Source organism: Pacificibacter marinus (genome assembly GCF_018860505.1).
Taxonomy (GTDB): Bacteria; Pseudomonadota; Alphaproteobacteria; order Rhodobacterales; family Rhodobacteraceae; genus Celeribacter; species Celeribacter marinus_B.
This window is the reverse complement of sequence record NZ_JAHKPU010000049.1, coordinates 18,181-34,014: the sequence shown is the minus strand read 5'-3', so window position 1 is coordinate 34,014 and position 15,834 is coordinate 18,181. Positions and strand designations below refer to the sequence as shown.

Sequence of the window (15,834 nt, the reverse complement as noted above, 5' to 3'; positions counted from 1 at the left end):
GCCTGACACTGGCCAAATAAAGAAAAACAGAAAATGATAAACCATTGGATTCGCTCTCTAAACCTCTTGTATTTGAGGATCGCCGAATGTGCTCTATTTCTCTTGATGATCATCATTTGTTACGCTGTGGTCGCACGGTATGTTTTCAACGCGGCAAGTGTTCACGCCGTTGAAATAAGTGCTTACCTTCTTGCAGTTACGATTTGGTTTGCGGCTGGCTGGGCCCATATCGAAAACCAACATGTCAGTCTTGAACATTTCAAGGATGGCAAATACGGGGTGATGACTTTGATCTCAGCTGTCGTGAGCGAAATTTCGATTATGATCTTTTGCACGGCCCTTATCTATGCAGGCACAGTCTCGGTTCTGACAGCGCTTGAACGTGGATATAAGTCAGCCACCTTGTTGGCATTTCCGCAGTGGATTTTGCTCGCACTTATTCCCATCGGCGCATTTGGTTTGGGGGCGGTGTCCGTCTCACGTTGCTGGGCTATATACACCGAAAATAAGGAGGGCTGACATGGATCCTGTCTTCATTTTCACCATTGTTATCGCCGTTTTCTTTGGGCTTATTGCCCTATGCACCCCAATTTTTGCAGCGCTTGGCGTCTCTAGTATTGTTGGCTTTTTGCTGCATGGTGGCCTGTCTTCGCTGGAAACCATCCCCGACATTTTGCACCGCGGGTTGGTCAGCTATTCGCTGCTGGCCGTGCCATTGTTCATTATGATGGGTGAGGTTATGGCCCGCACCAGCATCGGGGCCAGACTGTTTAATATGTTCGCCTGTTGGCTTGCGCGTTTGCCTGGTGGCCTTGGGGTCGCCAGCGTTGCCAGCTCTGCGGTGTTTGGCGCGATGAGTGGCGTCAGCGTTGCAGGTGCGGCAACGATTGGTCGCTTTGCCATTCCGCAGATGTTGCAACGCGGTTATAGCCCCTCGCTTGCTGGCGGCACCGTCGCCGCAGCTGGTGCGCTGGCATTGTTAATCCCGCCCAGCATCGGCTTTGTCTTATTCGGTGAAGTGGCTGGACAATCAGTGGGCAAACTCTTCGTCGCAGCCGTGCTGCCTGCGGTGTTGCTCACCTCGATGATGATGGCCTATGTCGTGCTGGTTGCGGTGTTCCGCAAAGATATGGCTCCCTCTGAGGAGCGTACCATCAGTCGTGCAGAACGTTGGCGCTCCTTGCGTGACATCTGGCCTGCGGTGATGATCGTTTTGCTGGTGCTCGGGACGATTTACTTTGGCATTGCCACCCCCACAGAAGCCGCAGGCATCGGTGCGATTGGCGCGTTCTTCGTCGCGGCACTGTACAAAGAACTTAGCTTTGAACTTGTGCGTAAGGTGCTAAGATCCACAGTTTTGACCAGCGTAATGATCTTGCTCATTCTCGCAGGCGCACTGATGTTTGGCCATATCATGACCCGACTTATGATCCCGCAAAAGATCGTTATGTTCGTGGTCAGCGTCGATCAACCCAAATGGGTCATCCTGTCCTTTGTGCTGTTGTTTCTTCTTTTGGTCGGCATGGTCCTTGATATCGTGTCAATCATCGTCATCACGACACCCATTCTGATGCCTGTTATCACAGCCATGGGCATTGATCCGATCTGGTTTGGCGTCATTCTTATTCTGACCTGTGAAATGGCGGTGATCACCCCGCCAGTCGGGTTGAACCTTTACGTCATTGACGGAATTGCACCTGATTTGACCATCGGTCAGATCATACGCGGCGCGCTGCCCTTTGTCGGGATTGAGCTGCTGTGCATTTTGATCTTGATCGCCTTCCCCGAAATCGCCCTTTTCCTTCCTAGCTTGCGGTAAATAAAACATGAAAGATCCAGACAACATTCAAAGCGGCTTTGACCGCTCACTTCAAGCGGGCCAAACTCCGGCCTTGCTGGTCATCGACTTTCAGCGCGGCTTTACTGAACCCGCACTCAGCCCGCTTGCAAGCGACTGTGACAAAGAAGTGCTCAGCACGGCACGTTTTATCGAGGCCTTTCGCGGGCACGGACCAATCATTTTTACGGTCAATGGCTATGCCCCGAACCTGTCCGACATGGGGCGGTGGGGCGAAAAATGCAGTTCACTCGAAACGCTCGTGCGGGGCACGCCCACATGCGAATTGGACCCCCGTCTTGGGTACTCAGAAAACGAAGACATCGTTCTATACAAAAATCAGGCGTCGGCGTTTTTCGGAACGTCCTTGTCGGCCCTGCTGGCGCAAGCCAAATGTGACACACTGTTTGTCGCCGGTTGCACAACAAGCGGGTGTGTCCGTGCCAGTGCAGTCGATGCAATGGCTCACGGATACCCGCCGTTTGTCATCCGCGATTGCGTTGCAGATCGCACGGCTGCCCAGCACGAAAGCAACTTGATCGACATCCACAGCAAATATGGCGAGGTCATCACTTTATCTGAGGCCACGTCGGTTATTTCGGCGCTTGGCGCGTAACGACCTCACATCCAATTGGCCGCCCAACTGCAATGGCCGAGCCTATATATTAAGGAATACTAAAACCATGGCACGTACCCAACCTGATCAACAAGTCCCAGACTTAAAACTGCAAATCGTCGGAGGAGAGACCTTCGATCTTGCTGTAGAGACCCCTGAGAACTTTGTGATGGTCGTTTTTTATCGCGGCTTGCACTGCCCGATGTGTAAGAAATTTCTGACCACCTTGAACACCCTCACGAAAGACTATGCAGACATTGGCGTCAGCATCATAGCCGCCTCGATGAACGATGAAACCATCGCAACCCAAACCCGTGAGGACTGGTCCCTTGATCAACTGCGCATCGGGTATGGATTAACGGAAGAGGTCGCCCAAGATTGGGATCTGTATATCTCGTCCTCCATCAGAGAAGGCGAAGCTGACGTGTTCTCAGAGCCCGGATTCTTCCTCGTGCGCCCTGATGGAAGGCTCTTTTTGGCAAATATCACCAACATGCCTTGGGGGCGTCCTGACCTGCATGAAATTTTGCAAAAAATCCCTTTCGCACTTGAGCGCAATTATCCCGCTCGCGGCATGAAGACACCCGCCTAAACCTGACCGGATAGGGTCCAGCTACCCCCCCAGAACTTGAAATCGAGGATAGGAATATGGGTCAACTAAAACTTTCAATCGCGTTGGGCAATTATGACAGGGTTCAGCCCCTTGTGCGGGGCTCCGTGCTCATCGACGGCGTCGATCCTGTCTATTTGACGTTGCCGCCCGAAGAAATGATGTTTCGCGCGTTTACCCACCACGAATTTGACGTGTCCGAACTGTCATTGTCTGGCTATGCCACAAGCCTGACCAAAGAAAACCCGCCTTATATTGGCATTCCCGTGTTTTTGTCGCGCGCATTTCGGCACGCTTCATTCTATGTGCGCGCGGGCAGCGGTATTGAAAAACCGCAGGATTTGAAAGGCCGCAAAATTGGCATTTCAGAGTTCCAATCCACAGCGAATGTCTGGGCGCGAGCGATATTGCAAGACGAGTACGGCGTGGAAACATCCGATATCAATTGGGTGCGCGGCAATTTAAACGAGGTTGGCCCAACGCGCGATAAATCGGTGGTGCCGCAGGGCGTCAATGCTGTTCATGCGGACGTAAATCGGTCTTTGGACAGTCTGTTGTTAAGTGGCGACATCGATGGGTTTATTGGCCCTAGACCCCCCGCAAGCTTTGTTGATGGACATGCAGGCGTGAAAAGGCTTTTCCCGGATTCAGTTGCTTTGGCGCAGGAATATTACCGCGAAACGGGCATCTTCCCGATCATGCATATCGTGGGGCTACGCACCAGTCTCGCTAAAGCTCACCCATGGCTACCGGCCACATTGTTCAACGCCTTTAATGCGGCTAAAGATACCGCTATCCAAGACCTTTGTGACACGCAAACGCCCAAGGCGTCCTTACCATTTTTAGACGAACAATTGCGCGCCACACAGGATTTGCTGGGATCAGATTTTTGGTCTTATGGCCTCAAAGGCAACCACGACACCCTTGATACTTTTTTGCGTCACCACAACCGACAAGGATTGTCCCCCCGTAAACTTAGCGTAGAGGAATTATTCCACGCTTCTACATTGAACCTTTTCGGCCGTTAGCGCAAAAAACTGGGCAAAGGGCGCACTCATTTATGACGTCCAAAAGCTCCTGAGGGGCTCATTTTTTACGCAAGGCCTGCTAAAGCAGCTCTGGTAAAATTTGGGAGTTCCGATGCGCTTTTGTCACTCCGGTTTTCTGAAGCATCGGACAAATAAACGAATTTAAGGACCTATCGAATGATCGATTTTTACACTTGGCCCACCCCCAACTGCCGCAAGGTTTCGATCCTGTTGGAGGAGCTCGCAGTGCCCTATGAGGTACATCCTATCGACATCAACAACGGCGCGCAGAACACGCCGGAGTTTCTAGCGATCAATCCCAACAACAAGGTGCCAGCGATCGTAGACCGCGACACCGGTCTTGCCCTGTTCGAATCCGGCGCGATCCTTTTATATCTTGCCGAAAAGCACGGAAAATTCCTACCCACGGATCCGCAAGCCAAAGCAGAAGTGACGCAATGGTTGATGTGGCAAATGGCTGGGCTTGGGCCAATGGCTGGACAAACCCATCATTTCGTCAAGAACAACCCTGGCAAAGCGCCCTACGCAGAAGACCGGTTCAAGACCGAAGTCGCACGGCTTTACACTGTGCTCGATCAGCAGCTCGCCGAACAAGATTACATCTGCGGTGACTATTCCATTGCTGATATGGCCAGCTGGCCGTGGGTCTCGCGTTATGAATGGCACCGCATTGATTTGGCCGATTATCCGAATGTTCGCGCTTGGTACCAGCGTATTTTGGGGCGTGAAGCGGTTCAAAAAGGCTACCATGTTCCTGTTTTCACAACAGAGATTCCCGCAGGCTAAACTTCAAACCTCATTATATCTGTTATGAAAGACTGGGTAAGACTATGATTAAAGTTCTTGGGCGTGACAATTCGGTCAACGTACAAAAGGTCATGTGGTGCGCCGCCGAACTTGGTCTTGATGTGGCGCGCGATGATGTTGGTGGGCCGTTTGGCGGCAACCATACCGATGCATTTCGCGCCATGAACCCCAACGGCACCATTCCGGTTTTGATCGACGGTGAATTGATACTATGGGAATCCAACGCCATTGTGCGGTATCTGTGTGATCAATACGTAACTGGCCCGTGGGCATTGCCATCAGCGCAACAGACGGCATTGGCTGGGCAGTGGATGGATTGGTATCTGACGACGATGCACCTGCCGATGACGGCCTTGTTTTGGCAGCTTGTTCGCACCGAAGCCCAAGCGCGCGATGAGGCAAAAGTCGATGCCGCCATCAATGAGGCAACAAAGTTTTGGTCAATCTTGGATCAGCACCTCGCCACCCGAAATTTCATTTTGGGAGAAACGCTGAGTATGGCAGACATTCCATTGGGAAGCTCAGCATATCGTTGGCATACAATGGAATTTGAGCGGCCAGATTTGCCAAATGTAAAAGCCTGGTGGGACAGATTGGTCGAGCGCAGTACGTATCGAGAAAACGTGATGATCCCGCTGACATGATTGGCCGCGTTTTAACATAGAACGGATACCACGCGCATCATGGCAGGTGCCTTCGCAACGTACAGCATCAAATAGAGTGACGCATCTAAAAGCTTCGGAGTTCTATCAAGACGCCGCACAGAGCAAAGTGAATCTCACGCCACACTCTCAAATCGCACCACGACATTCAGGGATTTTCCATTGGGTGGAGGCGCAAACGGTCCTGCACGTTTGACCTGTGCCATGGCAACCTTATCAATACCAGCATGCCCTGAAGACGTAACGATCACCACTTTTGCAATGACACCTGAAGCGGAAATGGTGATGCCAACCATGGCCTTGCCGCGCGCACCGGCAGAGCGCTTGGGAACACGCGCGATCTTGCGCAGCACAGTGCTTTTGTAGGATCGCACGGCCCCATCACCGGCTGTTTTTGCCGTTGATTTTGTCGCGTTTTTTGACGTTTCTGCTTTTGTACCTTGCGCTGCGCCTGTGGCTTGTCCTTTGCGTGCACTGACTGGCGCATTTCCTGCTTTGGCTTGTCGTGGTTCCGTTTTTTTCTGCGCGCGAGGTGCGGGGTTCTGTTTCGCAGGTCTCGGCGTGGGTCGTGTGGCTGACGGTTTTGATACATCGGTTTGCGCAGTCACAGATTGCCCCGTGATCTTGCGCGGCTCTGCGGCGGGCGCTGGTTTGTGGTCCACGTGCGATGCGTCATGAGGCGTCGCCTTTGCGGCCATCATCGGAGTGCGGCTAGGCTGAAGTGACACCCGAGACGCACTTGCAGTCACGACTGTTGGAGTGGCCGCAGCCACGACCGCATCGGGTGTGACAGGTTCTGTGATGGGCGCCGAGGTCGCTTTGGCACCAGCACTGGCTTTGACCAAATCCTCGAACCCCAACCCAAGCGCCACCGCACCTGAAACCTCTGCGCCCTCAAGCACGGGCGATGGTGCGCTTTGCCCCCAGCCTGCGCCGAATACGTGCAGTGTGATTGACAGCCCAAGCGCAGCAGGGAACCAGTAGGGTCTCATGGCAAACTCTTTTCGGTCAGAATCATAACCTTTTGTGTCTGTGACATGGTATGGGCCGCGCGAGCGATTTTTAACAATTCAAGCGCAGGCGCATCGCGATCAGGCATAATGCGCAACTGCCCTGCATCGTCGACATCTTTTTGCATGTCACGTATCGCGTCCAATCCTTCGTCTATCGTCACTGTTGATCCGAGCCACGTCAGCCTGCCGTCTTTGTGCAAAACCAACGCGTCACTCGGCGGGATCACATTTGGATCGTCCATCTGAACCAACGACAGGTCCGCATCCAAAGGGCGGGCAACCTGCGCGGCCACAAGGAAAAATATCAGCATCAAAAATACGATGTTGATCAAAGGTAAAGTTGGCTCACTACCGCTACCTCGGCGTTTTACGACAAAGCTCATGATCACTCCAAAACGGCAAATTTTACATCGGGTAAAGTGTTAAAAACTTGCAAAGTGTCGACCAATCCCTGCGCCTGCGCGTCTTGGCCAATCGATAGAAGTAAACGCACATCCCCATTGCGCCGCAAAGGGTCGATAGCGGTAGGCAAGGCGTCCAACGTCGTTGTCTGACCATTGATTTTCAGCCCATCTGCCGTGAGACGGGCAAAAACAAGAGCGGTATCATTGAAGTCCGTGCGGGCTGACCCGCCTGCCACCGTCAATTCAATGTCCCCGAACTTCGAAAACGTCGAGGACAGCATGAAAAACAGTAAAAGCAGAAAAATGACATCAATAAGAGAGGTCAAAGACAGCCGCCCGCGCCGTTTGGTACTACGCTGGGGCATATTCACCTCGCGCTGGGATTGCCCCCACAGCGCCTTGCGCAAAGACCTGAGGGGATAGAATTTCTTCCAGCGCATCCCGAACCACAAGCTCGAAACGTTCCAAGCGGCCATCAAACCACGACAGCGCCATAGACGCAGGCATGGCCACGATCAGCCCTGCGGCGGTGGTCACCAAGGCCACCCAAATCCCGCCTGCCAAAACAGCGGGGTCTGCTGTGCCGCCCGCCTCTTGGAGCGTGCGAAAGGCGTCGATCATGCCCAAAACCGTGCCAAACAGACCCAGCAACGGGGCGACCTGCGAGATCACATCTAACAGGCGCAAACCTGAGCCTGCCCGCTGAAAATCCCGTTCCAACCTCGCGGCGGCGCGTGCGCGCAGAGCCTCTTCTGTGACTCCATTTGCTTTTGCCTCGGCGATCTGTGTCAGAATGGATCGTGCAAAACCACGGCTCACACGTGGCCCAATACCTTCCACAGCAAACACACTGAATTTCCATAAAATACAGGCCAAGGCGATCACGGAAAACCCCAGTAAGATCGCCACAACCGCCCCCCCCAAAGCGATGATTTCAAACAGACGGTCTTGAGCAAGCGTAATCATTGCTGAACCTCCATGGTATCAACACGCGACGAAAACGTCGGCAGAACGGTGCAAGCGGCCCCATCCGTCGTGGTACAAATGGACACCTCGTTGAACAGCACCATTTTTATGTCGTCGCATTGGGTCTGTGGCATATCAAATTGACGCACACGCACCCCCTGAGACGGCACCGCACCAAAATCAAACAAGGTAAAGGTCTGCACCGCACCGTCTTGATCAAACAGCACCGTTTGGGTTTGCAGCTCGGACAGGCCTTGATCGGCTGTCACCGTAAAGGTCAGGCGGCACGCCTTGTCAGTTTGTGCGATGCTGTTCAAATCGACCACAGCAGGCTGTGCGGCAAAAGCAGGAGCGGATGACAGAACAAGCGCAAGTAAGGTCGCGTGTATAATATTTGAGGTCTGGGTCATGAAAACTCCATCATGAAAGAGAAGTGGGCACAGGCCCTTCGGTGGCGGAGCGGCCAAAGACAAGCAAAATGCCAGACGGGTCCGACACATAAAATTCAAACATGTTCCATGGGGTTTGAACAAACCCGCGAAACCCCGCTACCTTGCGCGCTGCGAATTCGTCATGCAGCGCATCAATGCCTGCACCACGAATGTAGCAGCGCGCTTCGGTGTCCAATGGCCCCCTGCCGTTGGCGGCATAAGATTGCGCATGGTCAGGTAGGCAAAAATGCAGCTCGATCTGATCTCGGCGCATAATGAGATACTCTGGCATAACGCGTTCCGGCGTAAATCCGAGTTGGTCCGTATAAAAGGCCGACGTCTTATTCAGGTCACTTGATCTCAGGACTGGAATAACGGTTAAATCTGTCATCGGATGTTCCCCATATAACGGCTCATTCTGCAAAACCTGCAGCACAAGATGCCGCTTGAGGCAGTATCCATGGCCCCCCCAAGGGTGGCGGGGTATTGGTACGTACGGCGCAGCCATAACACGTCGACAAGTTCTCATTCGTCAGAACATGTTGCGGCGTGCCTGTGCTTTGCACTTTGCCTTCGTTGAGCAAGACCACTTTGTGGGCAAACATGGATGTTAAATTGAGATCATGCATGACAGCAATCACCCCACCACCTGCTTGCGCAAAGTCACGTGCGATTTCCATCACCACCAATTGGTGTCCGATATCGAGCGCAGACACAGGTTCATCAAGTAAAAGCCAGCGCGGAGAACCATCCAACACAGGGTCCCAAATTTGCACAAGAACACGCGCCAACTGGACACGCTGACGTTCTCCGCCAGACAAATCTTGTACAAACCGCCCTTCAAACCCACGCAGACCAACACGCGCCAAAGCTTTGTGCGGCAGCGCCTCCATGGCAGTTAGGCTATCGGTGCCACGACCACTGGTCAGACCAAGGCGCACCAATTCCAGCACAGTGAATGGAAAGGCGACTGATCCTGACTGTGGCAGCACCGCCCTGCGCGTGGCGCGTTCAACAGGCGACATATCCGACAGCAAATGCCCATCCAAAAGCGCATCACCTGTCGATGGAACTTCGCCTGTGATGGCTTTCAACAGCGTGGTTTTACCAGAGCCATTGGGCCCAACGATTGCAGTTAATTCACCTGGACGCGCTTCGAAATCAACGCCTTGCAGCACTTGCCGCTGGCCAAATGTGACCGTGATATTTTTGGCTTTTAGCATTGTTAAACGTCCAACATTGCGCGGTTTTTCAGCAAGATCCACAAAAAGAAAGGCCCGCCAACTGTGGCCGTCACGATACCAACAGGCAGTTCTGCGGGCGCGACAACAACACGGCTCAGCATGTCCGCAATCAAAAGAAACACAGCCCCCAAGAGCGCCGCGTTTGGCAAAAGCAAACGGTGCACAGGCCCTTGAAAGAGACGCAAAAGATGCGGCACAACAATGCCCACAAACCCTATGCCCCCCGTGATGGCGACCGATGCACCAACCGAAGCTGCCACACTTAAGATGGAGATGCGTTTCATCCGCTGAACATCAATGCCCATATGTTCCGCAACCGGTTCGCCCAGCGCCAAGGCATCAAGGGCGCGGGCTAAAAACGGCGTTGCCACCAGCGCCAAAATGATAATCGGGCCTGCTGTCATGAATTTAAACCAAGACGCACCAGCAACCGATCCCATGCCCCAAAAGGTCAGATCACGCAGTTGATCATCGTCGGCGCGGTAGACCAAAAAACCAGTGGCCGCGCCCGTAAGCGCGCCAAGCGCGATGCCTGCAAGCAACATCGTAATCACGGATGTCCGCCCGCCACGGGTCGCAATGCGATACAGAATTAATGTAGACGCCCAACCACCAAAGAATGCCGCCAAGGGGATGAGGTAAGGCCCAACAAGACCGAGCAATGCCACAGGCAAAAATCCACCCAAAACGATGGCGACAACTGCGCCGAATCCCGCGCCAGCGCTGATGCCGACCAAGCCGGGATCAGCCAGTGGATTGCGAAATAGACCTTGCATCACGGCACCAGACACAGCCAGTGCGGCACCGACCACAGTGGCGGTCAGCATTCTGGGCATGCGGATATCCCAAACGATAGACATGTCGCGCGCGCTTGCGGAACCAACCCCAAATTTCGCGCCAATTGCGCCTAAGACATCCGTATCAGACGCAGCACCCCAGCCCAAACTGAGCAGCATCATCAACAGCAAAAGGACCGATAAGCCAGCCTGTAGGGCAAATGATTTTGCCGTGCGATCCCCCTGCTGTGCGGGCGCGCGCAGAGTGATCAAGGTGCGTTTAACCGCGGGAAGAGATACGAATGCCATCGGATTACTGCGCCTTTGCTGTCGTCACAACCGCAAGATCCGCATTGAGCGTTCTTGCGAATTGAGCGGTGCGAGGGCCAAAACCAAGAGCCGCTGGGTCGATGGTGATGAAAGCATCATTCAACGCAGCAGGACTATGCGCCAAGGACGGGAGTGCAAAGATGTCCTCTTTACGGCCTGCATGATCTTCGCGTCCTGTCATCATCAAAACGACATCTGGTGCGGCCTCGATCAAGGCTTCATCGCTCATGATTTTGTAACCTTCAAACGCCTCGCCCATGACGTTCTCACCGCCCGCAAGCGTGATCATGCCATGCGCGCCCGTGCCGCGCCCAGCAACATTCAACCGTCCACCTTGATTGGATAGAATAAACAATACACGCGGGGCTGTTTCTTGTTGCGCGACCTCTGCTTCAAGCGCGATGAATGCCCCTTCGATCTGTTTGTATAACTGTGCCGCAGAATCTTGCTTGCCAAGGGCTTCGCCGATAATTTCGACCGAAGTCAAAACGCTTTCTTTTGTGAAAGCATCGTGAACCTCGACCAGCGGCACGTTGGCGGCGCGCAATTGATCTAAAGTCTCAGGCGGACCTGCTGTGTCCCGTGTGACAATAAGATCAGGGCTGACCGACAGCACGCCTTCTGCTGACAATTGGCGCATATATCCAACGTCAGGCAGGGATTCTACCGCGCTTGGGAAATGCGATGTGGTATCGCGAGCCACGATGCGGCCCCCTGCCCCAAGGGCGTAAATCACTTCAGTAACGGGGCCGCCGATGGAAACGATAGATCTGGCATCAGGATAACTTTCGGCCAGTGCCATTATTGGAAAGGCGACAACCATCGCTGCAAGGAAATACTTCATGCCAAGGCCTCTTCTTCTGTGTTCAATGAGGCCAAAATATTAGCCCAACGCGCTGCATCCCCCTCTTCGGTCTTTTGACCAAAGCATTGAAAAATCAGGTTTCCAGCAGCATCGAAGGCCTCGAATGACAACGCAGGGCCACGTTTGGTCGGTTTTTCAACGACATAAGCCTCGGCGACATGATCATCGCGCAGGTGCAGATTGAATTTCGGATCAAGCACATTAAGCCACGGCCCCATTGGCTTGATGGTATCAAGCGTGCCCCAATGGATTTGAATATTACCGAGATTGCCAACAAACAAGATCACCTTTTGACGCGCCTCAGAGACAGCATTCAAAAAGGCAGCAGAGCTGTCCTTGGCCACTGGGCGTACCCATTTTTCACCTGACACAAGGCGGTATGCCCCAAGGCGGTTCATGCCAAGATTGCGTGTGATGCGATTAAATTGATGCGTGTCGGTCATCGTCGCCCATGCTTCAAGCAAGGCATCGCGTTTATCCGCACTGCCTTGCGCGCCTTCAACGGGCTTGCGCGGCGCAACCTCTAAGCTGTCGCTGGTGTCATCGAGTTTCAGAGCTGCAACAAGCGGTGCCCAGGCGTCGTGGTTTGACGTCTCACGCATGTAAATTTTTTGCAGCGCATCACCTGAGGCATCAAAGAACTGCAAAGATTTGCGCAGGCCTTTTTCGGTTTGTGTCTCAACAGCGAAACCAAAACTCCAGTGTTTGGGGAAAATACGAGTGTCGATATCGGAGCCCAGCACCATAGAGGCGTGTTGACCAGAGGAGTATTTCTCAAATGTACCAACCCGTTCATGCACGCAAGACTCGTTGCGCGTGAGCGCCATGACTTCGCCCAAAGATGTGATCATTGGCATCACCTCATCGGGGAGATGAGCGATACGGGTCACACTTTGACCGTCATGCTGACCAACAAAAGCAGCAACCAATTGGGCTTCGGAAATACCCAAGCTTTGCGCGAGATCACGATCTCGCATCGTGGCATCGGATTTGGCTTGGCGAATATCAATGGCGGAAAGAGGCGTTGTCATAGCAATGTCCTGTTGGCTTGAATTGCGTGGAAACACAAAAGGGGGGAAAGGGCGATGCTGCGCACGAGGGTACGCCGCATCGCCAGCACCAAGATTAGAATGTCTTGGTGATCGAAAGCGTCAGATTGCGGCCAGGCGCAGATCGACTGCTGAGATAGGGTTGGTAATCAAGGTCGAAGACGTTATCGAGCGATGCGCGGAACTCCACACCCTGCGTCAAACCGCTGTCTGGAATATAGGCCGCCGTCAGACCTGCAACTGTGTAACTGTCACTGGCAGCAGTGGCCCCTGAGGTGCTGGTCGTGCGATCATTCGACCACCCGTGCAACACTTCAACAGCCAAATCCAACTGGTCATTCAGGAAATGTTTGCCAAGCGTGAGCTGCGCTGTGTCACTTGGCGTATTGTTGAAATACTCTCCCGTGACCCATTCGCCGCGAATACGAGAAGCATTGAAATCCATATAGAACGCCGCAGTGGCGTATGAGGCTTCAAATTCGACACCCTGCAACTCGATATCTTCGTATGAACCTGTTGAATCAGAATAGGTCGTGTTGTCCCAAATTTGTGTTTTGAAGCCCGTCAATTTGGCTTTCACACTGTCACCAGATTTGAACACATCGACAGCATCATAAGAGACACCAAATTCAACCGTTGTCGCTTTTTCAGACGTCTCGATAAAGGCGTTGGACAGGTCATCAATAATCGGCATGTTTTCGTTATACGCAAGCGTACCAAACACGGCGAAGTTTTCACCAAGCCTGTAACGCGAAGACAAAGCACCTACGGTCAAGTCTTTTTCATATGACGTGCCATCGGCGATTGTGTCATTGCCTTCAGAAGTGATTTTCTGTTTCTCAAAGCGCAATTGAGGCGTCAGCGTGAGGTTGCCCATAACGATTTCATCTGACGCGTAGACTGCAATAAATTCATCTGTTCCACCCGGTGACGAACCCGCATTGGAACCGGTGTGACTGATGGAAGAACGCGTACGCTTACCTACTTCGGCACCGACTAGTACGGTATGATCCGCGCTTCCTGTCGCGAAAATTGCTTCGTTTTCAAAACTTAAAGACAATCGTTCGGTTCTGTTGTCTGCATTGTAGATTGTCGAAGATGTCGTATCTGAAATATTCGAAATCAATTCGTCAGAATATGTGAGTTTAGCGGTCAAGTTCACAAGATCATTGTCGAGCGGATTATATTGCACCTGCGCATAGGCTGTGGTGTCTTCAATATCCGCATCCACACGCGCGTCAAACAAGGAGCCAATATAATCATAGCTCACATCTTCTAAACGATTGTTGGTTTTCGACACGGATGCAGTAAAGCTTAATGCCTCGGAGGCGCTGTATTTGAGCTTGAGCATCGCTGACGGCATTTCATAAGCCGTATCAACTTGTGTCGTGCCCGCCCCGTCAGTGTAATCGTCATTGGACCGGTACCCGTAGAATCCAAGCACTTCGAATTTGTCATCTGGGGCCCAAGCCACGATTGAGCTGGTCAGAAATCCATCGCCATTGCTTTCATAAGCCAGTTTTTGGCGGACTGAAAATGTGTCGTCATCTTCTAAAAAGTCAGACGCATCTTTGGTGACAGCTTCGACAGTACCGCCAATCGCCCCTCCCGAGAAACGGAAGCTTTCGCCAGGCCCACGTATCACTTTGACTGTTTTGAACAACTCTGGCTCCATCGTCAAAATACTGCCTTGGCGATAGATCTCTTCTTGGCCTTTTGCGACACCATCGATCACAACAGCCACTTTGGTGTTCGATCCGTATGTGCCTGCGTCCGCGCCAAGGCCGCGAATGTTGATAGATGACCCCTGAGGCGTAGCAGAGTTTGAAAGCGTCACCCCCGGAATTGTGCCGAGCAGTTCAGCTAAGGTCGAGGCCTGACGCGCATCGAGTTCTTCTTGTGAAATAACGGTTTCGGATGTTGCCGTTTCGGTCTGAATGCCCCTGCGGCTTTCCCCCAATGTCACTGCGCCGATGTAGTCGCCAAAATCTGTGGTATCGATGTCTTGGGCGAAAGTTGCCCCCGCCAATGCCGGCGCAACAGCGACGGCTGTCATAAGCGCACGCAAGCTTGTTTGAGTTCTCATGGTTGTCCCCTTGGTTATTCCTTTAGCTGGCTACCAAGGGAGGGAGCTTGCGTCATTTGTGGACCAACTACCTTAACCTTATTATTTTTGTCAAGAATTAATCATTCACATCTTCACCCCGCTTGCAGTCGCAGGTCTTGGACATCATTTAACAGTAAAAAAATTCCGTGCGTTGCGGAGATGTGCTTGAAATCCACATCTAATACCGTCGCAACGAATACTGGCGGCCAACCTAACAGTTGACCGCCATGTATCACGAACCTTGCCTTTGGCATCCCTTAATCTGGGCCAAAAATGTGACCCGAACCATACCGTTTTCGCAAGAAAGGCCGCTTTTCCATTTGACGTTTGGCACTTGCTGTCGGGGTGCATTCTATTTGGTGAGAATGAGCTTGCCCGCCCGCGTTATTCGTAAAAAATAGGATTGATCGCCGAGGACAATACACGCAGGCTGTCCATCAGGCATTAGATCCTGCGCGTCATATGTTTTGGGGCGGGATATCTCTTTAGAGCTTATCGGAATTGCAACATTAGTCATATTGAACGCTCCTCGGTTCCAAACTTGAACAAAACACGATCAGCAATTTCCCTAAGAATACCGCCATTATGCAACAAGGTTTGGGTCTTGTTCAGCGGGTATGCTTTTTGTTGGCTTTCAATGAGGCTTGTCCGTGTGCGGCAGACCATTACATTTCTCCTGCTATGTTGTGGTCTGGGCTCTCCATTTGGGTTGGCTAGGACCTAATCGCGCACCAACCTGACTAAATTTGTCGGAAATGTCAATGTATTGATGTCGTCAAAATCGTGACAAAGGTCAGCTCAGTTATTTAAGTGCAGAAAGCATAATCAAAATATCTATAAAAATCATTCGCACGCAAAAAAATATGCGGCCTATGTTGCAGCTATCAGGTGGCTCCGCACGCCTTGGCTTCCGCTCTCAATACAATTCAGCATGCTGAAGCAAACGTTTCACACAGCATTCTATCGAAAGCGCCTCAGGCAATGCCTTTCGACACTAGGAGTTCGGATTGGTTTCTAAAACGATTTTCAACACGCAGACCTCGCCGCATAAAAAGCGGGATCGAAAGC

The 15,834-nt window shown here is 52.4% G+C and carries 19 protein-coding genes; 7 read left to right on the top strand and 12 right to left on the bottom strand.

What is annotated here, in order from left to right:
- Positions 1-33 precede the first annotated feature (33 nt).
- From KO503_RS17045 to KO503_RS17015, 7 genes are all read left to right on the top strand, one after another.
- Entirely contained in the window at positions 34-519 is a 486-nt protein-coding gene (locus KO503_RS17045) for a TRAP transporter small permease subunit (RefSeq protein WP_215992758.1), read from the top strand.
- Between the two features lies 1 nt (position 520).
- Positions 521-1,819 (top strand): TRAP transporter large permease, encoded by a 1,299-nt coding sequence (locus tag KO503_RS17040; protein ID WP_215992757.1) that lies wholly within the window; start codon positions 521-523, stop codon positions 1,817-1,819.
- A 7-nt stretch (positions 1,820-1,826) separates the two neighbouring features.
- The gene (locus KO503_RS17035) at positions 1,827-2,453 is read left to right on the top strand and encodes an isochorismatase family protein (protein ID WP_215992756.1); all 627 of its coding nucleotides are present in this window, start codon (positions 1,827-1,829) and stop codon (positions 2,451-2,453) included.
- A gap of 67 nt (positions 2,454-2,520) precedes the next feature.
- Positions 2,521-3,045, top strand: coding sequence for a redoxin family protein (locus KO503_RS17030; RefSeq protein ID WP_215992755.1), 525 nt, complete (start codon positions 2,521-2,523; stop codon positions 3,043-3,045).
- A 56-nt stretch (positions 3,046-3,101) separates the two neighbouring features.
- Complete coding sequence (locus KO503_RS17025) at positions 3,102-4,091, top strand: ABC transporter substrate-binding protein (RefSeq protein WP_252731158.1); 990 nt, start codon at positions 3,102-3,104, stop codon at positions 4,089-4,091.
- Positions 4,092-4,268: 177 nt separating this feature from the next.
- Positions 4,269-4,898, top strand: coding sequence for a glutathione S-transferase family protein (locus KO503_RS17020; protein ID WP_215992754.1), 630 nt, complete (start codon positions 4,269-4,271; stop codon positions 4,896-4,898).
- A 44-nt stretch (positions 4,899-4,942) separates the two neighbouring features.
- Complete coding sequence (locus KO503_RS17015) at positions 4,943-5,563, top strand: glutathione S-transferase family protein (RefSeq protein WP_215992753.1); 621 nt, start codon at positions 4,943-4,945, stop codon at positions 5,561-5,563.
- Positions 5,564-5,697: 134 nt separating this feature from the next.
- Here the strand turns inward: KO503_RS17015 and KO503_RS17010 are convergent, their stop codons facing one another.
- The 12 genes from KO503_RS17010 to KO503_RS16955 form a co-directional block, all read right to left on the bottom strand.
- Positions 5,698-6,573 (bottom strand): TonB family protein, encoded by an 876-nt coding sequence (locus tag KO503_RS17010; RefSeq protein ID WP_215992752.1) that lies wholly within the window; start codon positions 6,571-6,573, stop codon positions 5,698-5,700.
- A complete protein-coding gene (locus KO503_RS17005) occupies positions 6,570-6,977 on the bottom strand; it encodes an ExbD/TolR family protein (protein WP_215992751.1) in 408 nt (135 codons plus the stop codon). Before KO503_RS17005 ends, KO503_RS17010 begins: the two co-directional genes overlap by 4 nt.
- A 2-nt stretch (positions 6,978-6,979) precedes the next feature.
- Entirely contained in the window at positions 6,980-7,363 is a 384-nt protein-coding gene (locus KO503_RS17000; protein ID WP_215992750.1) for a biopolymer transporter ExbD, read from the bottom strand.
- On the bottom strand, positions 7,350-7,964 hold the full coding sequence (locus tag KO503_RS16995) for a MotA/TolQ/ExbB proton channel family protein (protein WP_215992749.1): 615 nt from the start codon (positions 7,962-7,964) through the stop codon (positions 7,350-7,352). The genes KO503_RS17000 and KO503_RS16995 overlap by 14 nt, the downstream gene beginning before the upstream one ends.
- On the bottom strand, positions 7,961-8,374 hold the full coding sequence (locus KO503_RS16990; protein WP_215992748.1) for a hypothetical protein: 414 nt from the start codon (positions 8,372-8,374) through the stop codon (positions 7,961-7,963). Before KO503_RS16990 ends, KO503_RS16995 begins: the two co-directional genes overlap by 4 nt.
- Before the next feature lie 10 nt (positions 8,375-8,384).
- The gene (locus tag KO503_RS16985; RefSeq protein WP_215992747.1) at positions 8,385-8,786 is read right to left on the bottom strand and encodes a bleomycin resistance protein; all 402 of its coding nucleotides are present in this window, start codon (positions 8,784-8,786) and stop codon (positions 8,385-8,387) included.
- Positions 8,787-8,808: 22 nt separating this feature from the next.
- A complete protein-coding gene (locus KO503_RS16980) occupies positions 8,809-9,618 on the bottom strand; it encodes a heme ABC transporter ATP-binding protein (protein WP_215992746.1) in 810 nt (269 codons plus the stop codon).
- A gap of 2 nt (positions 9,619-9,620) precedes the next feature.
- Complete coding sequence (locus KO503_RS16975; protein WP_215992745.1) at positions 9,621-10,724, bottom strand: FecCD family ABC transporter permease; 1,104 nt, start codon at positions 10,722-10,724, stop codon at positions 9,621-9,623.
- 4 nt (positions 10,725-10,728) lie between these two features.
- Positions 10,729-11,589: a heme/hemin ABC transporter substrate-binding protein gene (locus KO503_RS16970; RefSeq protein ID WP_215992744.1), complete on the bottom strand. Its 861-nt coding sequence runs from the start codon at positions 11,587-11,589 to the stop codon at positions 10,729-10,731.
- The gene (locus KO503_RS16965; RefSeq protein WP_215992743.1) at positions 11,586-12,641 is read right to left on the bottom strand and encodes a hemin-degrading factor; all 1,056 of its coding nucleotides are present in this window, start codon (positions 12,639-12,641) and stop codon (positions 11,586-11,588) included. The genes KO503_RS16970 and KO503_RS16965 overlap by 4 nt, the downstream gene beginning before the upstream one ends.
- 94 nt (positions 12,642-12,735) lie before the next feature.
- Positions 12,736-14,745, bottom strand: coding sequence for a TonB-dependent receptor domain-containing protein (locus KO503_RS16960; protein WP_215992742.1), 2,010 nt, complete (start codon positions 14,743-14,745; stop codon positions 12,736-12,738).
- Positions 14,746-15,118: 373 nt separating this feature from the next.
- Entirely contained in the window at positions 15,119-15,283 is a 165-nt protein-coding gene (locus KO503_RS16955; RefSeq protein ID WP_215992741.1) for a hemin uptake protein HemP, read from the bottom strand.
- Positions 15,284-15,834 lie beyond the last annotated feature (551 nt).